Source organism: Thalassotalea litorea, from assembly GCF_005843925.1.
Classification (GTDB): domain Bacteria; phylum Pseudomonadota; class Gammaproteobacteria; order Enterobacterales; family Alteromonadaceae; genus Thalassotalea_A; species Thalassotalea_A litorea_A.
Window position 1 is genome coordinate 56,547 of record NZ_VCBC01000004.1, and the last position, 19,960, is coordinate 76,506.

A 19,960-nucleotide genomic window follows, 5' to 3' on the forward strand; every position below is an offset into this window, starting at 1 on the left:
GTTTTTTTCGGGCCATTAGGTAACCGGCCGAAAATCTTTAAGAATTATTCGCAAGTGTATCTTATGTTAATAAAATGTTCAGCTATTTTATCTCTGGCGTGATGAAAATCATTACCGTATTCGCTGATTACGTTTGACCTTACTCGGGCTCGTCAAAACGATCGCTGAATAACTGACAAACTGCCTCTAACGCCGATTGTGCATCTTCACCTTCGGCGGTAACCAGCACTTCCTTACCCTGACTGCCAGTTAATAGCATTAACGCCATAATTGAATCTGCCTGAGCGTGTTTATCTTCAAGCTGTAGAGTAATGGCGGCATCAAATTTTTGGGTAAGCTTGGCCAGTTTGGTGGCTGCACGGGCGTGCAAGCCAAGTTTATTGACGATGGTGACTTTATTCTGACATTTATTCATTTGCCGGTTAAATCCCGGTGGCGGATCTGCACATCATTTTCTTGTTTATCGAAATGCTTTGCCAGGGTTTCAGCAATATAAACGCTGCGATGCTGGCCACCGGTACAACCAATGGCAATGGTTAAATAGGTACGGTTATTACGTTCCAAGTGAGGTAACCAAGTCATCAGAAAACTATTAATCTGCCAAACAAATTTCGTCACAATCGGTTGACTGGCGAAAAAATCCTGAACTTCCTGATCGGTACCGGTTTTATGTTTTAATTCCTGCTCCCAGAATGGGTTTGGTAAAAACCGCCCATCAAAAACAAAATCAGCGTCATTAGGGACACCATTTTTAAAACCAAATGATTCGAACACAATGACCATATTGCCTGTTTTCGAGCCGAGTACTCGTTCACGGACGATATCTGCAAGTTGATGAGGGGTTAGCATGGAAGTGTCAATGTAGAGGTCGGTGCGCTCTGCGACGGGCTCGAGCAAGGTTTTTTCTAATTCAATCGCCTGATCAAGTGCCATGTCTTTCTTAATCAGAGGATGCAAACGCCGGGTTTCGCTGTAACGGCGAATTAACTCATCATCATCGGCATCAAGGTACAGTACATTTAGCTCAACGGTATTGGGCAGGTAATTAATGATTTCCCGTGCATCTTCTGGATTATTCGGAAGATTACGAACATCGAGTGAAACTGCGACTTTGTCATAGTCATTAATGACCGTATGGGTCAGTGCAGGGAGTAGGTTAACCGGAATATTATCGACACAATAGTAGCCGAGATCTTCGAGCACTCGCAATGCTACGGATTTACCGGAACCTGAACGGCCGCTGACAATTATCAGTTTCATTGGACTTTCCTTAGTCTTGCTGACCTGTGGCCATTTTAAATAGTTGTTCTGAACTTTGGCATTTACGGATGCGTTTCGCGTTTCCTTTATCGCCTAAAAATGCGGCAATGGCAGCCAGGGTCTGTAGATGTTGTTGACAGTGATCTTCCGGAACAAATAAGGCGAAGAAAATGTCGACCGGTTGATCGTCTATCGCGTCGAATGACACCGGTTTTTCGGTGGTAATCAATACCGCGATAATCTGTTGGTGATCTAAAAGTCTGCCATGGGGAATCGCGATGCCCTTGCCGATACCGGTGCTGGAAAGTTTTTCCCGGGCAACCAGTGCATTGAGCAACTCTTTCTCTGTGGCATTTTTGAACGCATTGGCCGCGATCCGACTAATTTGTTGTAGCACACCCTTTTTACTGGTTCCCGGTACTGCACATACGGTGCAGTCCGGAGATAATAATTGTTCTAATTTCATCGATACATTTTAGTTAATGTTGGGATATTTTCTCTTTATGCTTAATCACCTGACGATCCAGTTTGTCGATAAGACCATCAATTGCGGCATACATGTCCTGGTGTTCTGAGGAAGCGTGGATTTCACCGCCATTAACATTGACAGTCGCTTCGGCAATTTGCTGCAGTTTTTCAACGGTCAGCACCACATAGACATTGTTTATGTGGTCAAAGTGTCGTTCTAGCTTTTCAAACTTAGTATCGACAAATCCTTTTAAAGAGTCCGTAATTTCAACATGATGACCTGACAAATTAATTTGCATTTTTGGCTCCTCAGAACGGTTTTTGGCTATTTAAAGTAAGCTTTTCCTCTGATTTGAGGGTGGGATCGCCAATGACTCCCGGTATTTGGCAATAGTTCGACGTGCAACATTGATGCCTTGATCGGCGAGCAAATCTGCAATTTTACTATCACTAAGCGGCTTACTTGGTATTTCTGCGTCTACCATTTTTTTGATCAAAGCTCTGATCGCTGTGGAAGAACATTCTCCGCCATTTTCGGTACTGACATGGCTGGAGAAAAAATATTTTAATTCAAAAATTCCACGGGGTGTGTGCATGTATTTCTGAGTGGTGACCCGGGAAATGGTTGATTCGTGCATATCGACGGCTTCAGCAATATCATTTAACACCATAGGGCGCATTGCTTCCGGGCCGTATTCAAAGAATGCCTGCTGCTGTTGCACGATACAATTGGATACTTTTAGTAAGGTATCATTACGGCTTTCGAGACTTTTAATAAACCATTTAGCCTCTTGCAAATGTGAACGAATAAACTGACTGTCACTATTTGAGGAGGAGCGGGCGAGCGCGGCGTACTGATTATTAATGGCTAACTTAGGCGCGCTGTCGGCATTGAGTTCGACCACCCAGCGACCACCTTTTTTAAAGACACTGACATCAGGAATAACGTATTGGTCATCGCTTTCATTAATGACATCCCCGGGACGAGGATTCAAGGAATGAATTAATTGCATAACCTCTTTTAACTGCGGCTCTTTCAGGCGCGTTTTACGCATGATCTGCCGAAAATCACGAATCGCCAATAAATCGATATGGCGATCGATCAACACTTTCGCTTCTTTCAGATAAGGCGTATCTTCGCTAAATTGATTCAATTGGATTAATAAACATTCGGCAATCGACCGGGCACCAACGCCAATAGGGTCGAACATATTGATGCGCTTTAATACCGCTTCTACTTCATCCAGTTCGACCTCATCACTGCCTAAGCTTTCCAGAACGTCTTCGCTGCTTATGGTGAGATAACCTTTATCATCAATGGCATCAATAATGGCAATTGCAATGGATTGGTCTGTTTCTGAAAAAGGTGTCAGTTCCATCTGCCAGAGCAAATGATCCTGGATTGAGTCTTTGGTCTCCCCTTGAAAAACATAGCTGTCATCGGCGGCATGTGAACTGCCCGATGGTACGGAAGCACTATATGAATCTTCCCATTGGGAATCTGTTGGTAATTCGTCTGGAATGTTATCGGCTTTCAAGGCTTCGCTGGTGGAGATTTCATTATTGCCGTCCAGAGAACTGCTGGCAGTTTCCAGATCATTGAGATCATTGTTGTCATTTACTTCACCATCACCATTTAACGTAGGATCATCAACTTCCAACAAAGGATTACTGTCCAGGGCTTCCTGGATTTCCTGCTGTAAATCAAGCGTCGATAGTTGCAACAGCTTTATCGCTTGCTGCAATTGCGGCGTCATGGTTAAGTGTTGCCCCATGCGGAGCTGAAGACTTGGGCGCATCTGCGTTTACTTACTTCCAGTTATCAAAATTATTGTCTTCCATGTTTAACTATAGCGTGAATTTCTCACCAAGATAGACATCACGAACTTGCTGATTACTTAATACCTGTTCAGCGCTACCTTCGGCGATGAGTTCGCCACGACTTACAATATACGCATGCTCACACACATCGAGTGTTTCACGGACATTGTGATCGGTAATTAATACGCCGATGCCACGCTGTTTTAGGTGTAAAATGATTTTTTTAATGTCACTGACAGAGATTGGATCGACACCGGCAAATGGCTCATCCAGCAAGATAAAATGTGGATCTGCGGCCAGGGCGCGGGCAATTTCTACGCGTCGACGTTCACCACCAGAGAGACTCTGACCAGTATTATCAACAATATGACCGATATTAAACTCTTCCACCAGGCTTGCCAGTTTTTCTTCACGACCGGCATTGTCTAAATCTTTACGAGTTTGCAAAATCGCCATAATATTGTCACGCACCGTGAGCTTGCGAAAAATCGAAGCTTCCTGCGGCAAATAGCCGATACCCTGACGCGCTCGCTCATGCATGGGTAACAGTGTCAAATCTTCATCATCAAGGGTTACGGTGCCGGAGTCACTGGGAACAAGTCCGACAATCATATAAAAAGATGTCGTTTTACCCGCGCCGTTAGGACCGAGTAAACCCACAACTTGCCCGGCACTAACACCTAAACTGACATCTTTTACGACTTTGCGATTTTTATAGGATTTGGCCAGATGACGGGCCTCAAGTCTGGTGGCCAAGTTACTGCTCCTCGCCTTGTTCTGGCTCTGGCTTTTGTTGCTCATTTTGCTCAGTGGTATTATTGTCTTTTTTCTGTGGTTGAATAATCGTGGTCACGATATCACTGTCATCAAGGCTTTCTGCGGTAAGCTGTTCCGTTAGCATGTTATAGGTAATGATATCACCCTGAACCTGACTCCCTTCCTGGCTGACTTTTGCATTTCCTTTGATCACTAAGGTGCTAGTCAATGGTGTATAAGTGATTTCCTGAGCCTGAATTTCAACCAACTTGCCATCATCAAGACGTTGGCTAAAGCGCGCGGGTTTTCCCTTTGCCTGGTAGCTTTTCCCCTGACTGTTCGGGTCATTGATTACCTGCACGACATCGGCGGTTATCGTCAGGCTGCCCTGGGTGATTTTCACATCATCTAGATAGCTGGCAATTTTATTTTTTAAATCACTGGCCTGACGCTTAGCTTGAATCACCACTTCTTGTTCAAAGTCGGATTGCGCAGCATTTGCAACAGGAAGTAGCAATGTCAAAGTCGCTAATAAAGCAACGAGTGGCTTATTGATTTTTATAGATGGTTTGCACATGTTCATTTATTGTCATCTTAGTCGTGTCGATATCGACGAATAATCCGGAGCCGTACATGGTGAAATCGCGACCCTTGATCATTATGGTTTGATCTGAGCTTATCGTATTGTTTATTAAATCTAACTGTAACGCTTTTGAATGAATTTCTGAAATAAAGTTATCTTGTTGATCGGCAACAGCACGCACCCGACGTTCTAAAATCAGCTCTTTACTGCCGATTAACTTACCTTCATTCGCGGAAATATTCCAAGAGCTGGTGCCATCATTTGGGTATAAGGTATAAGAAGGGTGCTTAAACAGGGTTTCTTCGCTGCTTGCGTAATGACTCATTTGTTCAGCGTAAATCGTGTGGCTTAACTTACCGTCGCTGTCGAATTTGCTGGTTTGTAAGTCTTTGGCAATAAATTCGGGCTTTTCTTCGTCAGTTGCCAGTAATGCGTCGAGCATATTGGCATTTTGCCATTGCATATACCCGTATACACCAAGGGCGATTACGAATATCAGAGTTGAAATGGCATGCAGTCGGGTCATTGGCTTTTGCCTACAACCGAAGCAGTAACGCCTTTGGCCTGCATTAACAAATCGCACAGCTCACGGACAGCGCCGCTACCACCATTTAAAAAGGTAATATAATTGGCGGCGCGAATGACCAGAGGGTGAGCATCCTGAACGGCGACGCCTAAGGCTGCGACTTCAATACAGGGCAGATCTGGCACATCATCGCCAATATAGGCAACTTGATGAAAATCGACGCCACAGGTTTGCATAATGTCTTTCATCGCAGGTAATTTATCTTCTTCGCCTTGAACCATATGTTTTACGCCCAGACTGGTCATCCGGGTGGTGACAATATTGGATCGTCGTCCGGTAATAATCGCGACTTCTACGCCGGCATTTTGCAGCGCTTTAATACCAAATCCGTCTTTGGTGTTAAAGGTTTTTAACTCTTCGCCATCATTACCTAAATAGATTCTGCCATCGGAAAATACGCCGTCAATGTCACAGACCAGCAATTTAATATTAGCGGCAATTTTTAATATCTGGCTATCAACTTCACCATATAACGTTGTAGTTGTCGAATCGGTCATTATTACAGCACTCCTGCTTTTAAAATATCATGCATATTCATTGCCCCTACAGGGGTGTGATGGTCATCAACAATAATCAGACCATTGATACTTTTATCTTCCATTAATTTTAGGGCCTGCGCGGCAAGCATATCGGCTTGGGCGACAATAGGGTGTTTGGTCATGACCTGACTGATTTTACCGGTGCGGATGTTTACTTCTGAATCGAGTATGCGTCTGAGGTCGCCATCCGTAAATAAGCCAGTTAATGTATTCTCACCGTTGACCACGGCAGTCATGCCGAGTCCTTTTGCGGACATTTCCAATAATGCATCTTTAATACTGGCGTCTTGGCTTACAACCGGTAGGCGATCTTTGCTGTGCATGATATCCACTAAACGCAATAGCAACCGCTTACCTAAACTGCCGCCTGGGTGGGATAACGCAAAATCATCTGCGCTAAACCCTTTAGCGTTGAGCAATGCGACTGCGAGCGCATCTCCCATTACCAGCGTTGCTGTCGTACTCGATGTTGGGGCCAACCCTAATGGGCAGGCTTCTTTGGGAACGTTAATGCACACGTGAACATCGGCTAACATTGATAACGTTGATGAACGGTCAGACGTCATAGCAATAATTTGACAACCAATTCGTTTTAATACCGGCATAATGGCTAACACTTCATTGGTGCGTCCAGAATTGGAAATGGCTAACACAACGTCTTCGCTGGTGATCATTCCTAAATCACCATGGCTTGCTTCACCTGGATGAACAAAAAATGCTGGCGTTCCGGTACTGGCAAACGTTGCAGCGATTTTACCGCCAATGTGCCCAGACTTTCCCATGCCGATTACGATGACACGACCTTGCGCGGAATAGATCATCTGACAGGCACTGGCAAAATCATCGTCAATGTATTGTTCCAGGTTAGCGACAGCTTGCTGCTCGATGTCAATAACCTGTTTTGCCAGAGCTTTAAATTGTTGATGTGAGGTCATGTTATTTCCTTCTTGCCCCAAAGCCTACGCCATCTGAGAAAATATCAGATATTGATAGAATACAAACGCTGCCAGCAGTATACCGCCTTCAATGCGTCGAATACTAAACCTACCTCGTAGGCTAAAGCAAAGAACGAATAACAACAAGGTTAGCCCCATCATATAGGGAACATCCCGGCTCGCCACTTGCGGATCAACTGCGCCGGGTGCGAGTAATCCGGGTATGGCTAACACCGCAAGAATATTAAATATATTGGAACCAATAATATTGCCGAGTGCCAGGTCATCTTCTTTCTTAATGATACTGACTATGCTGGCAGCAAGTTCAGGCAAACTCGTGCCTATGGCAATGATGGTTAAGCCAATCACGAGATCGCTGACCCCGAAATCTTTGGCAATGACAGTTGCGGAATCTACCAGAAAGTTTGCACTCAAAGGTAGCAGAGTCATACCAATCAGTAACCAGAGAATAGCGGCTGAGGTACTGACATCTTCTGGAATTTCCGATACTGCATCGCTGAGCATCGGGTCCTTTGCTCGTTCTTCCTTACTTTGTCGCAGGGAAATTATGATTAGAACTGTGATAAACGCAATAAAGCCGATTAGCAGGGTCAAACCTTCAACGAAGCTAAATTGCAGATTGAAGAGCATGACGCTGGCGATCAAAGTGACAATTAATAGCAGGGGAATTTCGCGTTTTAATGTTGACGATGAAACCAGCAGCGGCTTAAAAATTGCGGTGATGCCGAGGACTAAGGCAATATTGGTTATGTTAGAACCAATGGCGTTACCAATGGCGGTATCTGGCGCACCTTGTAAGGCTGCGGTAGCGGCTACGACCATTTCCGGGGCAGAAGAGCCCATCGCGACGATAGTCAAACCGATAATCATCGGGGCGATACCCAGATTTTTGGCGAGTGCGGCGGCGCCATAAACAAACTTATCTGCACTCCAGACTAAGAAAATCAGAGAGACAATTAAAATTAGTATTTCTGTGAACATTCACTACTCCATATTCGCTTTGTAAATTGTCGCTTGTCAGCATGGAAATGAAAAGTCTTATCCTGATAAAAAACGTAAAAATCATATCAGAACGACATAATGTACGATTTTTAACCGTTAACTGATTGAGATGAAGCAGGATTTTGCTTAATTGCGACTAATATTAACAAAACTTGTTGTACCGATTGGAAGCGATTTATCTGGCTTTCATTAGAATCAAAACCGACCTGAACTCCTCTTTAGCGGATCTCAGGTCCATTAAACTGCTTTGGGTGTGACATGTTACGAATCTTATCTTTGCTAACCGGTATTCTGTTCTCAGCACTGGTTCATGCGGACTATCAATTCGGTTTTGCCAATACATATTTTGATTACCTGTCGTGGAATCAGGGCACTCAGGGCTACAACGGTATCGATGTGAGTGAAGACCGAGACGACCACGTCACCTGGGGAATTGAGGCTGGAGTGACCTTTGATTGGGGCGAAGCCTATGGCTTTATGGAAGCGGAAAAATTAGATAAATCTGCTGACGTTCGCTCACAAGCTTTCAAGGTGAGTGCCCACTATCGGCTTGGGGGAGAATGGACAGTCTATGGTCAAGTCTATGACTATTCCGAATCCGGCGGTTTTGTCGATGAGCAAAATCGGGTGTTAGGGTTAGGCTATCTTGGCATAAGCACTGAGACCTATTGGTTTAAACCGTTTCTCGGCCTTCATCATGTCACCTCCCCATTCAATGATCCTTTTGGCAACAATATTTCGGGATTTAATGGCGGTATGCTGGGGTGGAATCTTGGCGCTTTTTTTTCGATAGGCGCCGCGGACTTTATGTTTACCCACTGGAATGAAATTGAGTTTGCCCGTAACAGTGAATATGCGGACTATCAGAACGGTGATACCGGACTTAACGGTGCAATTGCACTTTGGTATGACATTTCCAAACATGTCTATGTCGGGATTCAATATCGTTACTTTGCAAATAAACTCGGTGTCGACGATTATGGTGACGCCATAATTTGGCGCATTGGTGCCCATTTCTAAAATTTTTTGACTCTTTTCTGCGCTCTGCTGAGGTGAAAATCTCAGCAGACTCACACTAACTTCAACTTCTAAGCCGCTGATTTTCTAGTGAAATACCATCTTACCTCACAGTGATTCTGACTGCGTTTGTGTTACTTTGGGTGAAAATTTTGATGTTAAAGTCGTAGCTAAAGCTAAACTTTGTTGAAATTAACCCATCTCGAGCGTATTCGCTGCTGAAATCATTTTGAAAGTTTTTTTATTTAAAAGTGATCCATTAATTCGAATATATCGAACTAAGTTATTAACAATTTATTACGAAATTTAGCTGCATCAAGGCTCTACCTCAGGTAGAATTCACAAGCTTAGAAAACGGAAGATGAGAATGAATCTCAGTACCTTATGACGGATAATCTGGTAAACATCAACGACTTGTCGTTTTATCGAGAACAACGCTGTATTTACAACGGCATTAATCTGACGATCCCAAAAGGCAAGGTAACTGCAATAATGGGGCCCAGTGGTATTGGCAAAACTACCTTGCTAAAACTGATTGGTGGGCAACTAAAGCCTTCTCAGGGAAGCATTGAATTTGCGGGTGAAAATCTCAATCAATTATCCCGTAGCGATCTGTACGAAAGCCGTAAGCGTATGAGTATGCTGTTTCAATCCGGTGCATTATTTACCGATATGAGTGTCTTCGATAATGTCGCCTTTCCGATTCGCGAACACAGTAAATTGCCGGAAGATATCATTGCAAAAATGGTAATGATGAAACTCGAGGTTGTCGGCTTGCGAGGGGCAATGGACTTAAAACCATCCGAATTATCCGGTGGTATGGCTCGACGTGCGGCTCTGGCCAGAGCGATTGCGCTCGATCCGGAACTAATTATGTATGATGAACCATTCGCTGGACAAGATCCTATCTCAATGGGCGTTATTGTGCGCCTTATCCGCGATCTCAATGACGCGCTTGGATTGACGTCCATCGTCGTTTCCCATGATGTCCCCGAAGTAATGAGTATTGCCGATTACATCTACATCATCGCTGAGCAAAAAATTATCGGACAGGGTACGGCACAAGAGATACGTCAGCAGCAATCACCATTGGTGCAGCAGTTTATAAAAGGCGAAGATGATGGGCCGGTACCATTTCATTATCCAGCGCAATCTTATGCCAAGCAGTTATTAGGAAAATAAGGATGTTGGATTCTTTACAACGATTAGGCCATAACACCATCGCCTTAATCGCAGGACTTGGACGTGCAGTCCTGATGTTGCTCTCGGCATTGTTGCATTGGCCATCACCGCGCAAAGGTTTTCCTTTATTAATGACACAGCTCTACTCTGTTGGGGTGTTGTCGTTAATTATTGTGGTCGTTTCAGGCACGTTTATTGGCATGGTATTGGCGTTGCAAGGGTATACCATCCTTGTCGGCTACGGCGCAGAGGCGAGTCTTGGGCCAATGGTTGCGCTTTCTCTACTGCGGGAATTAGGCCCGGTTGTCGCGGCTCTCTTATTTGCCGGACGCGCCGGCTCTGCGTTAACCGCAGAAATTGGCTTGATGAAAGCAACAGAACAACTCAGTAGTTTGGAAATGATGGCGGTCGATCCGCTGCGACAAATTATCGCACCCAGATTTTGGGCGGGTTTTATTAGTCTGCCATTGTTGGCCGCGATATTCTCCGCGGTAGGTATTCTCGGCGCTCATTTGGTAGGGGTTGACTGGCTTGGTGTCGACAGTGGTACCTTCTGGTCGGTCATGCAGGCGCAGGTTGATTGGCAGCAAGATATTCTCAATGGTGTGATTAAATCTATTGTCTTTGCATTCGTCGTCACCTGGATTGCCGTGTACAAAGGTTATGATTGTATCCCCACTTCAGAGGGGATCAGCAGAGCGACAACATCGACCGTAGTGCAGGCTTCTTTACTGGTTCTGGGATTGGATTTTATTTTAACCGCGCTAATGTTTACTAACTAAACTTAGAGTGATGATTTGGCTTAGGCCTGACGTAAATTAGGAAATTGGTGAACTGACATGGTGTCAAAGAAAATTGAATTGATGGTGGGTATTTTTGTTGCGATTGGCATTGCAGCAATTTTGATGTTGGCACTTAAGGTTGCTGATGCCGGTATTCAAGGTAATGGTCAAACCTATAATCTATATGCTAAATTCGATAATATTGGCGGTTTAAAAGTACGCTCTCCGATTAAAGTTGGCGGTGTGATCGTCGGTAGAGTAGAGAATATCGCATTGGATGATGATGACTTAATGCCGGTTGTCACGCTAAGTATCAATTCACAATATGAAGGTTTTTCCGAAGCGTCTTCGCTGTCTATTTTAACGGCGGGCCTTTTAGGGGAACAGTACCTTGGACTAGAGCCAGGGTTTATAGATGAAGAGTTAGGCATTGGTATATTGGAACCGGGCGATTATATCGAAGATACAAAGTCTGCCTTGGTATTAGAGGAAATGATTGGTCAGTTTTTATTCAGTCAGGGAAGTGACGATTAAGGGGACATGATGAAATTCAAAGCAATTAATGCGGTATTTTTAGGTGCGTTGTTTTTGTGCAGCAATGCGTTTGCATCGGATGTAAGCAAGGACGACCCTTACCAAATGATCGAGGAAGTGTCGCAGATTACCTTCGATCGTTTCGCCCGAGAAGAAAAACAGATCAAAGCCGATCCCAACCTGTTAAAAGGTATCGTGCGCGAAGAATTAATGCCTTATGTATTTTATCAATACGCGGCGTTGAAAGTGCTAGGTAACTATCGCAAAAACGCCAGCAAAGAAGAAATCAAAGCGTTTGTAGTCGCGTTTCGTGAATACCTGATTACTTCGTATGCCCAGGTGTTTACCCTGTATGACAATCAAAAAATTGAATTTGAGCCGGCCAAAAATTTTGATAAAGAAAAAATTGTTATGGTTGGCGTCAATGTGATTGATGGCCAGCGCCCACCGATTAATCTTAAATTTAAAGTTCGCAAAAATACCAAAACCAATGAATGGCAAGCGTTTGACCTGGTTGCTGAAGGTGTTAGTTTGCTCGATGCGAAACAAAAAGAATTACGCAGTATTCTGGCTCAAAATGGTGTCCCTCAGGTAACGGAAATGTTACGAGAAAAAAGTAAGCGCGATATCGTATTTAAGAAAAATGGTAAAAAAGATGCGATGAAAGAAATAGGGATCGATAAGTAATGACAAATGCGATGCTCACCATTGAACGGATCGATCCGGAAAATGTCGAGTTGACTGGCGAACTGACCAGAAAATCCATAATTGGCAAACAACAGAAAAACTTTTTATCAATTTTACTGTCAAACCAACAACGTGTTGATCTTAAAGCCTTAAAAAAGGTCGACACGGCAGGTCTGGGGTGGTTATTGGCGTTGGTTGAAATAGCGGGTAAAAAACAATTTGAAATTAGCTATTCCAATCCCCCTCTAGAATTGGTTAAACTCGCCAAACTAAGTCGAGTCGAGCAGTTATTGCCGATTGTTAAGAACTAATATTGGAGAAGGACATTGCAAACCGCCGATATCGAAAAAATATTAAATGATGCATTGACCCTTGATGACTTGCGGGTGACCTTTGATGGCTCACAGTGCAGCATTATTGCCGTCTCAGATTCATTCGATGATATGAGCCGGGTTAAAAAACAACAAACTGTATACGCCCCCTTAACCGAGGCCATAAACCAAGGCCATATTCACGCGGTCAGTATCAAAACTTTTACCAATAGCCAGTGGCAACGGGAAAAGAAATTTATACTACCGTCATAAGTTAACCTGATAAGAAGAATTACTGTGCAAGCATTTCGAATTCACAGCGGTAACGAGTTACATGGGGACGTTACCATCTCAGGCGCCAAAAATGCCGCTCTACCCATTTTATTTGCCACTATCCTGGCGGAAACGCCGTTGCAGGTTAGCAACGTGCCACGTCTGAATGATATCAACACAACCCTAAAGCTTTTGGCTGAACTGGGCGCAAATGTTGACTGGTCTTCTGACAATAATGTTTCTATCGACGCGAGTGCAATCAATAATTGCCTGGCTCCTTATGAGCTAGTGAAAACGATGCGTGCGTCAATTTTAGTGTTAGGGCCGTTATTGGCACGATTTGGTCATGCTGAAGTGTCACTGCCTGGTGGCTGTGCTATTGGTGCTCGACCGGTCGACTTACACATTCAAGGTTTAAAGGCCATGGGTGCGGATATCACCGTTGAAAACGGCTATATCATTGCCCGCAAAGAAGGCCGCCTGCAAGGTGCCAGATTCTTTATGGACGCGGTAAGTGTTACTGGCACAGAAAACCTGATGATGGCTGCGGCCCTTGCTGAAGGGACAACGGTGATTGAAAACGCCGCCAGAGAGCCTGAAATTGTCGATTTGGCCAACTTCCTAAATCTGATGGGTGCAAAAGTTTCTGGGGCGGGTACCGATACTTTAACCATCGAAGGGGTTGAATCCCTAAAAGGCGCCGATTACCCGGTTATGCCGGACCGAATCGAAACGGGAACCTTCTTGGTCGCTGCTGCGGTTACGGGTGGCAAGGTTCGTTGTTTAAACACCGACCCAAGTGCGCTGGAAGCTGTGATAAGCAAACTTCAGGAAGCCGGCGCCAATGTATCGACGGGTGAAGATTGGATAGAATTGGAAATGACCGGACGTCCGAATGCGGTAAATATCCGCACTGCGCCGCACCCTGCATTTCCAACTGACATGCAGGCACAGTTTGTGACCTTAAATACAATTGCCGAGGGAACCGCCACGACCGTAGAAACGATTTTTGAAAATCGTTTTATGCATGTGCCGGAGCTGCAGCGTATGGGTGCAGATATTAACCTCGAAGGGAATACTGCAATTTCTGTAGGTGTTACTGGCTTGACCGGTGCCCAGGTAATGGCAACCGATTTACGCGCTTCTGCGAGTTTGGTCATTGCCGGCTTAGTTGCCGAAGGCGAAACCATCGTAGATCGAATTTATCACATTGATCGCGGCTATCAGCATATCGAAGATAAGCTACAAAAACTCGGTGCTGATATTACCCGATTTGATAAGCCGGCATAATCGCTGCAAATGGAAATTTCGTTCTAACCTTGTGCTAGCAACGAGTCTACAACAAAATAAAAAGGCGTATTCTTCGAATACGCCTTTTTTGATCATGAATTTAATTTTCGTTTGAGTTAACGATTGAGTTCTACGATTTTTACCGGAACTTCGATGGTATTTTTATTTCGGATCACCGAAAAGTTAAGTACGGTACCCGGCTTGGTTTCTGCAACGATATCCAGGGCCTGGTTTATACTAACGATTGCAGCGCCGTCGATCTTATAAACGACATCATCTTTCTGCAATCCGGCGACCTGGGCAGGGCTGCCCGGGGTAATATCATCAACCACAAACCCTTTTAGCTGCCAGTTATAACGTTGCGAACTAATGCCGAGCCAACCACGTACAACACGGCCGTTACTGATAAGCTCTAACATCACTTTCTTCGCTAATTTATAAGGAATAGCGAAAAATATTCCCTGAATATTAATCTGCGGATTTAAACGTTTGAACTGAGCGGTGGTAATACCGACCAAATCGCCGTTGGAGTTAACCAGAGCACCGCCAGAATTCCCGTCATTAATTGCGGCATCCATTTGTAAAAACTCGCGATAACTGGTGCTACTCAGGCCGCTTCGACCGGTCGCGGATATAATTCCCTGGGTAATCGTTTGTCCTAGGTTTAACGGGTTACCGATTGCCAGAACCACATCGCCTACGAGAGGAGTGAGGGTGTCGTCCATGGGGATCACGGGTAGGTTGTTGGCTTGTACCTTCAACACGGCTAAGTCGGTCAGTTCATCGCTTCCAATCACTTCTGCAGTTAATTCCGTCTGGTTTTGTAGCACGACTGTAATCAGATCAGCATTAAGCACGACATGGTAGTTTGTCAGTATGTATCCGCGGCTGTCCATTATCACCCCAGAGCCAAGTTTGATTCGTTGTAATGAACGACTGCGATACCTGGGATTGGTTTCGATACTTTCGCTGTAAATATTAACTACGGCTGGTGCGGCTTTGGCAACGGCGTTGGCATAGGAAACGGGTTTGGGTTTCTCATCAACTGGCTTAAAAATATTGAGCGACGAAGAGGAGCTGGAGCGCAGGTCAGGTACCAAGATTAAAAGAACAACAGCGGTTAGCAAACCATAACTGGTCGCGCGCAGTATGTATGTCAGGACAGGTACTATTTTCAAAAGATTTCAGAGAGTTGTTATTGATATTCCCTAAAGAGTAGCATTTATCTTTCAGGGATTGTAGTGCTGTTGTCGATGACCACAGTGAGTGCTTCTATTGAATAAAAAGCGCTACCCATAAAATATCACTCAGGTAGCGCCTGATAGCAGCGTGTTGTACGGTGTTATCGTATCATTAAGTACAATTCAGTATTGCCGCGAACTACGTTCAAAGCAACGACACCTTTTACGCCTTCCAGAGCGCTTCTAAGTTGCGCTAAATTATTCACTTTTTTACGATTTACACCAATTATGGTATCGCCTTTTCTCAGGCCTACCGCTTGCGCCGCTGAATTTGCTTCCAGTGCAGATACCTCAACACCCTGATTGTTATCAGCACTGCTAAATTGTGCACCTTTTAACATTGGGTGCATGGTGGAAGCTGCAATATTGGCATCGGCTGCGGGCTTCAATTTGGCGACTACTTGTTTCTCACGGCCATCGCGTAAAATCGTGAACTCAACTTCTTTACCGGCACCTATGGAACCTATTTTGCCTCGGAGTTCGTTAAAGGTTTTGACCTGCTTGCCGTTAACCGCGATGATGATATCTCCGGCTTTGATTCCGGCTTTTTGCGCGGCGGAATCTGGGGCAACCTGACTGATAAAACCACCCTGATTGGTATCGAGATCCATCGCCTTCGCCAATTCGGCATTAATGCTATTACCGGTCACTCCGAGAACGCCGCGTCGCACCTCGCCAAACTCGATGATTTGGTTGGTCAGATTGCGCATCATATTTGAAGGGATGGCAAAACCTATCCCAACGTTACCACCATTTGGCCCTAATATTGCGGTATTAATACCGATTAATTCGCCTTTGAGGTTGACCAGCGCGCCGCCGGAATTTCCTGAGTTAATTGCCGCATCTGTCTGGATGAAGTCTTCGAAATTTTCAATGTTTAAACCACTTCGACCTAACGCCGAAACGATTCCGGAGGTCACGGTCTGACCGAGCCCAAATGGGCTACCAATGGCGACGGCAAAATCGCCAACACGAAGGTCATCGGAGTCTGCCAGTTTAATTTCGGTTAAGTCTTTTGCGGTTATTTGTAACAGGGCGATATCACTTTCTGCATCGCTACCGATTTTTTTCGCTTCAAATTGGCGACCATCTTTCAGGTTTACCTGAATTTCGTCAGCTTCGTCGACCACATGATTATTGGTGACGATGTAACCTTTTTTAGCGTCAATAATTACCCCAGAGCCTAAGCCGCGAAAAGGGCGCTCTTGGGGTTGTTGGCCACGACGTTGGCCAAAGAAGAATTTAAACGCATCGGGAATTTGCTGTTGCACTTCCTGAGTTCCGGCAACGGAGATACTGACCACTGCGGGCGTTGCTTCCTCTAGCATGGGAGCGAGACTCGGCATGGGTTCATCTTCGAAGAACTGCGGTAGCGCAGCAAAGCTGGTTGGCGCGGACAAGGCCAGAGTGCCAACGACAAGGGCGATAGAAGTTATAGAAGAGAGTTTTTTCATAGGTTAAGAGACTCCAAAATTCACTGCAAAACTTGCAACAATAGCGTCGGATAGCCGGTGTTGACTTCCGTTCGCGAATTATTATTTATTAGTAAAATACATGGGCGCTATTCGCTCCATGAATTTAAAGACTCAGGGCTCTGAAGAAAGTTCCTATCAGAGCCGTAGGTAAATGTAACGAATTGTTTTTATTTGTCAAATAGACCGCTCGGATCAGAGGAGTAGTCACGAGGTGCTTCGGTGAGGTTTTCAACTTTCTTTTTACGACGCTGCAGTTTTGCTACCGCTTGTAATTCAGCTTCGGTTTCAGCGCCAAAAAACGGCATACCATTGGTTTCCTGATTGACTTTGTTTAATAAATCAGTGCTCTTTTCCATCTGTAACATTGCCTTGGTACAGGCAGCATTCATTTGTCCAAGCAGTTCCATAGAACTTTTCAGATGTACGGCGACGTCTTGTTGATAGGACTCCATTGAAGAACGACGTTGCTCGACTTCTTTCTCTAAACGTTGATTTTCCTGACTGGAACTAGACAACAAACGTGTCGCGACAATACCGATAATTAAACCTGCGACAAAGATACTTAGCGAAATAATGATATCCATATTTTACCCTTATAATTGCGATATGTGCGGTGAACAACTGCAGATAATACCAAACCACTTTGCGTAAACCAGTTGAATGCCATGCATAATCGGAATTTAATCTGGAAGCCTGGTATAAAAACAACAGTGCCACTTGTTCTTATATTCTTCTATAATAGCCGCAAATTGACTTCAGTACATTAACTTATTTAGCAAACACGGCTGGTAAAACCAGCCCTGTAGATGATTATGCTTCAGCTTACTCCGATCCAAAAATACCAACAAGATTTGCAACGCGAAGATTTCAGCCATGACACTGCGCAGGAAAATGCCATTCGGCATTTGCAACGCCTATTTGATGACTTGCTGGTGCAACCGGTCGCCGTCAGTGGTTTTAAGAAAGTCTGGTCTGGCTGGAAAAAAGTGTATCGCAAAAATACGCCAAGCCGAATCAAGGGTCTGTATTTCTGGGGTGGTGTTGGGCGAGGTAAAACCTATTTGGTTGACACTTTTTACGATTGCTTGCCGTTTGAGAATAAAATGCGAGTGCATTTTCATCGCTTTATGCATCGCGTTCACCAGGAAATGAAAGGCCTGTCAGGGCAATCGGATCCGTTAAAAATTATCGCCAAAAAATTTGCCGAAGAAACGCGAATAATCTGCTTTGATGAATTTTTCGTATCGGATATCACCGATGCAATGATTCTGGGTACCCTGTTTGAGTATCTCTTCGCGGAAAACGTGACTTTGGTGGCAACCTCAAACATTATTCCCGATGACCTTTACCGCAACGGCTTGCAACGCGCCAGATTTCTCCCCGCAATCAAATTGATTAACGAACATACCGATGTGGTTAACGTTGACAGTGGCGTTGATTATCGTTTGCGCACCTTGCAACAGGCGAACCTGTTTCACCATCCCAATGATCAAACAGCCGCGAATAACTTAGATCAGTATTTCCAGCAGCTCGCACCAGAGCAGGGACAGCAAGCTAAGCTTATTGAAATCAACAATCGCCAATTAACCACGATTAAAGAAGCCGATGGTATTGTGTATTTTGACTTCCATGAATTATGCGAGACTGCGCGCAGTCAAACCGATTACATGGAAATTTCGAGACTATATCAAACCGTATTGCTTGCGGACGTCAAAGCCATGGGACAAAACAATGATGATGCTGCTCGTCGTTTTATCGCGTTGGTAGACGAATTTTATGAACGCAAAGTTAAGTTGATTATTTCGGCTGAAGCGGCAATGGAAGATTTATATCAGACGGGCACGCTGAGCTTCGAATTTAAACGTTGCCTGAGTCGATTGCAGGAAATGCAGTCACTGGATTACCTCGCGGCGGAACATATACCTTAACCAGACCGTTGTAACACTCCATTAAGGTCGATGATAACCTGCAGTTTCGGGTACAAATAACGTGGAAGTTCCTTAAAGGGCACTTTTTTTCACTTTGTTTGAAATTTATACGTGATCTTTTCGATAAATTTCTCTATAATTCGCGCCTCCCAACGTTACAACGCCTGTTTTCAGGCATCGGACTCGATACTCGAAGGGGTAATAGCGAAGTCTTAATTAACCGGTAGATAAATCATCTACCATTTAATGTAACTTTTTAATAAATGGGTTTTTTTAATGAAAACTTTTGTAGCTAAGCCAGAAAGCGTTCAACGCGAATGGTTTGTAGTGGACGCTGAAGGTAAAACTTTAGGTCGTATCGCTACTGAGATTGCTCGTCGTTTACGTGGTAAGCACAAGCCAGAATATACTCCTCACGCTGACACCGGTGATTACATCGTTGTTGTTAACGCTGAGAAAGTTCACGTTACTGGTAACAAAGCGAAAGGTAAAATTTACTACTCGCATACTGAGTTCCCTGGTGGTTTGAAGCAGATTAGTTTTGAAAAACTAATCGAGAAAGCGCCTGAGCGTGCAATTGAGTTTGCAGTAAAAGGCATGTTACCTAAAGGTCCTCTAGGCCGTGACATGTATCGTAAATTAAAAGTGTATGCTGGCCCTGAGCACAAGCATGCGGCACAACAACCTAAAGTTTTGGAGCTTTAAGCAATGGCTGATAATCAATATTACGGTACTGGTCGTCGCAAGAGCTCTACTGCTCGTGTGTTCTTGAAAGCTGGTAACGGTACCATCACTATAAACAAAAAAGATATCTCCGAATATTTTGGTCGTGAAACTGCTCGCATGGTTGTTCGTCAGCCACTTGAGCTTGTCGACATGACTGAAAAGTTTGACCTTAACATCACTGTTGTTGGTGGTGGTATTTCTGGTCAAGCCGGTGCTATCCGTCACGGTATCACTCGTGCACTTATGCAATTTGACGAAACTCTTCGCAGCGGTCTTCGTGGCGCTGGTTTCGTTACTCGTGATGCTCGTAAAGTTGAACGTAAGAAAGTTGGTTTACACAAAGCGCGTAAGCGTCCACAATTCTCAAAACGTTAATTTTACTACGTGTTCAAAAAAGCCGGTCTTTACCGGCTTTTTTTATGAGCAAATTTTGTCTGGATATTTTGTTTTAACGGTATCGTCCGATCAACATCGACCCTAAAGTTACCCAATCGCGATTGGACTTGCATCGACCGCTATGCAATTGTGTTATTCCATAGATGA

25 protein-coding genes are annotated in these 19,960 nt (G+C 44.5%); 11 read left to right on the forward strand and 14 right to left on the reverse strand.

The features are described from left to right. Positions 1-139 precede the first annotated feature (139 nt). From FE810_RS03965 to FE810_RS04015, 11 genes are read right to left on the reverse strand one after another with little or no spacing between them, the layout of a single operon-like run. The gene (locus FE810_RS03965) at positions 140-415 is read right to left on the reverse strand and encodes an HPr family phosphocarrier protein (protein WP_138318743.1); all 276 of its coding nucleotides are present in this window, start codon (positions 413-415) and stop codon (positions 140-142) included. Continuing rightward, positions 412-1,260 carry an RNase adapter RapZ gene (gene rapZ, locus FE810_RS03970; protein ID WP_138318744.1) on the reverse strand — a complete coding sequence of 283 codons (849 nt, stop codon included), beginning with the start codon at positions 1,258-1,260 and terminating at the stop codon, positions 412-414. Before rapZ ends, FE810_RS03965 begins: the two co-directional genes overlap by 4 nt. Positions 1,261-1,270: 10 nt before the next feature. Continuing rightward, positions 1,271-1,726, reverse strand: a complete 456-nt coding sequence (gene ptsN, locus FE810_RS03975; RefSeq protein ID WP_138318745.1) for a PTS IIA-like nitrogen regulatory protein PtsN — start codon at positions 1,724-1,726, stop codon at positions 1,271-1,273. A 13-nt stretch (positions 1,727-1,739) separates the two neighbouring features. Continuing rightward, positions 1,740-2,027: a ribosome hibernation promoting factor gene (gene hpf, locus FE810_RS03980; protein ID WP_138318746.1), complete on the reverse strand. Its 288-nt coding sequence runs from the start codon at positions 2,025-2,027 to the stop codon at positions 1,740-1,742. Positions 2,028-2,057: 30 nt separating this feature from the next. Continuing rightward, entirely contained in the window at positions 2,058-3,527 is a 1,470-nt protein-coding gene (locus FE810_RS03985) for an RNA polymerase factor sigma-54 (RefSeq protein WP_138318747.1), read from the reverse strand. A gap of 49 nt (positions 3,528-3,576) precedes the next feature. Then, the gene (lptB, locus tag FE810_RS03990; protein WP_138318748.1) at positions 3,577-4,305 is read right to left on the reverse strand and encodes an LPS export ABC transporter ATP-binding protein; all 729 of its coding nucleotides are present in this window, start codon (positions 4,303-4,305) and stop codon (positions 3,577-3,579) included. A 1-nt stretch (position 4,306) separates the two neighbouring features. Next, the gene (lptA, locus tag FE810_RS03995) at positions 4,307-4,882 is read right to left on the reverse strand and encodes a lipopolysaccharide transport periplasmic protein LptA (RefSeq protein WP_138318749.1); all 576 of its coding nucleotides are present in this window, start codon (positions 4,880-4,882) and stop codon (positions 4,307-4,309) included. Further along, positions 4,854-5,414: an LPS export ABC transporter periplasmic protein LptC gene (gene lptC, locus FE810_RS04000; protein ID WP_138318750.1), complete on the reverse strand. Its 561-nt coding sequence runs from the start codon at positions 5,412-5,414 to the stop codon at positions 4,854-4,856. The genes lptA and lptC overlap by 29 nt, the downstream gene beginning before the upstream one ends. Continuing rightward, a complete protein-coding gene (gene kdsC / locus FE810_RS04005; protein ID WP_138318751.1) occupies positions 5,411-5,971 on the reverse strand; it encodes a 3-deoxy-manno-octulosonate-8-phosphatase KdsC in 561 nt (186 codons plus the stop codon). Before kdsC ends, lptC begins: the two co-directional genes overlap by 4 nt. A 2-nt stretch (positions 5,972-5,973) precedes the next feature. Further along, entirely contained in the window at positions 5,974-6,948 is a 975-nt protein-coding gene (locus tag FE810_RS04010) for a KpsF/GutQ family sugar-phosphate isomerase (RefSeq protein WP_138318752.1), read from the reverse strand. Positions 6,949-6,972: 24 nt separating this feature from the next. Further along, positions 6,973-7,950 (reverse strand): calcium/sodium antiporter, encoded by a 978-nt coding sequence (locus FE810_RS04015; RefSeq protein ID WP_138318753.1) that lies wholly within the window; start codon positions 7,948-7,950, stop codon positions 6,973-6,975. Between the two features lie 279 nt (positions 7,951-8,229). Between FE810_RS04015 and FE810_RS04020 the strand changes: the two genes are divergently transcribed. The 8 genes from FE810_RS04020 to murA all read left to right on the forward strand — a co-directional run bounded on the left by FE810_RS04020 (position 8,230) and on the right by murA (position 14,047). Next, entirely contained in the window at positions 8,230-8,991 is a 762-nt protein-coding gene (locus FE810_RS04020; RefSeq protein ID WP_138318754.1) for an outer membrane protein OmpK, read from the forward strand. Between the two features lie 381 nt (positions 8,992-9,372). After that, positions 9,373-10,170, forward strand: a complete 798-nt coding sequence (mlaF, locus tag FE810_RS04025; protein ID WP_138318755.1) for a phospholipid ABC transporter ATP-binding protein MlaF — start codon at positions 9,373-9,375, stop codon at positions 10,168-10,170. A gap of 2 nt (positions 10,171-10,172) precedes the next feature. Beyond that, entirely contained in the window at positions 10,173-10,952 is a 780-nt protein-coding gene (gene mlaE / locus FE810_RS04030) for a lipid asymmetry maintenance ABC transporter permease subunit MlaE (protein ID WP_138318756.1), read from the forward strand. Positions 10,953-11,009: 57 nt separating this feature from the next. Further along, positions 11,010-11,486, forward strand: a complete 477-nt coding sequence (gene mlaD, locus FE810_RS04035) for an outer membrane lipid asymmetry maintenance protein MlaD (RefSeq protein WP_138318757.1) — start codon at positions 11,010-11,012, stop codon at positions 11,484-11,486. Between the two features lie 6 nt (positions 11,487-11,492). Further along, positions 11,493-12,173, forward strand: coding sequence for an ABC transporter substrate-binding protein (locus FE810_RS04040; RefSeq protein WP_138318758.1), 681 nt, complete (start codon positions 11,493-11,495; stop codon positions 12,171-12,173). Next, positions 12,173-12,484, forward strand: a complete 312-nt coding sequence (locus FE810_RS04045) for an STAS domain-containing protein (RefSeq protein ID WP_138318759.1) — start codon at positions 12,173-12,175, stop codon at positions 12,482-12,484. The genes FE810_RS04040 and FE810_RS04045 overlap by 1 nt, the downstream gene beginning before the upstream one ends. 15 nt (positions 12,485-12,499) lie before the next feature. After that, on the forward strand, positions 12,500-12,757 hold the full coding sequence (locus FE810_RS04050; RefSeq protein ID WP_138318760.1) for a BolA family protein: 258 nt from the start codon (positions 12,500-12,502) through the stop codon (positions 12,755-12,757). Positions 12,758-12,781: 24 nt separating this feature from the next. After that, positions 12,782-14,047, forward strand: a complete 1,266-nt coding sequence (gene murA / locus FE810_RS04055; protein ID WP_138318761.1) for a UDP-N-acetylglucosamine 1-carboxyvinyltransferase — start codon at positions 12,782-12,784, stop codon at positions 14,045-14,047. A 116-nt stretch (positions 14,048-14,163) separates the two neighbouring features. On the opposite strand, the gene FE810_RS04060 is transcribed toward murA, so the two are convergent. From FE810_RS04060 to FE810_RS04070, 3 genes are all read right to left on the reverse strand, one after another. Continuing rightward, positions 14,164-15,225, reverse strand: a complete 1,062-nt coding sequence (locus FE810_RS04060) for a trypsin-like peptidase domain-containing protein (protein WP_138318762.1) — start codon at positions 15,223-15,225, stop codon at positions 14,164-14,166. A gap of 164 nt (positions 15,226-15,389) precedes the next feature. Next, positions 15,390-16,742 carry a Do family serine endopeptidase gene (locus FE810_RS04065; RefSeq protein ID WP_138318763.1) on the reverse strand — a complete coding sequence of 451 codons (1,353 nt, stop codon included), beginning with the start codon at positions 16,740-16,742 and terminating at the stop codon, positions 15,390-15,392. Between the two features lie 188 nt (positions 16,743-16,930). After that, the gene (locus tag FE810_RS04070) at positions 16,931-17,347 is read right to left on the reverse strand and encodes a Z-ring associated ZapG family protein (protein WP_138318764.1); all 417 of its coding nucleotides are present in this window, start codon (positions 17,345-17,347) and stop codon (positions 16,931-16,933) included. A gap of 228 nt (positions 17,348-17,575) precedes the next feature. Here FE810_RS04070 and zapE point away from each other — a divergent pair, with 228 nt between their 5' ends. The 3 genes from zapE (at position 17,576) to rpsI (ending at position 19,792) form a co-directional block, all read left to right on the forward strand. After that, entirely contained in the window at positions 17,576-18,691 is a 1,116-nt protein-coding gene (zapE, locus tag FE810_RS04075) for a cell division protein ZapE (RefSeq protein WP_138318765.1), read from the forward strand. Positions 18,692-18,967: 276 nt separating this feature from the next. Further along, positions 18,968-19,396 (forward strand): 50S ribosomal protein L13, encoded by a 429-nt coding sequence (rplM, locus tag FE810_RS04080; RefSeq protein ID WP_136734097.1) that lies wholly within the window; start codon positions 18,968-18,970, stop codon positions 19,394-19,396. Positions 19,397-19,399: 3 nt separating this feature from the next. Beyond that, the gene (rpsI, locus tag FE810_RS04085) at positions 19,400-19,792 is read left to right on the forward strand and encodes a 30S ribosomal protein S9 (RefSeq protein WP_138318766.1); all 393 of its coding nucleotides are present in this window, start codon (positions 19,400-19,402) and stop codon (positions 19,790-19,792) included. Positions 19,793-19,960 lie beyond the last annotated feature (168 nt).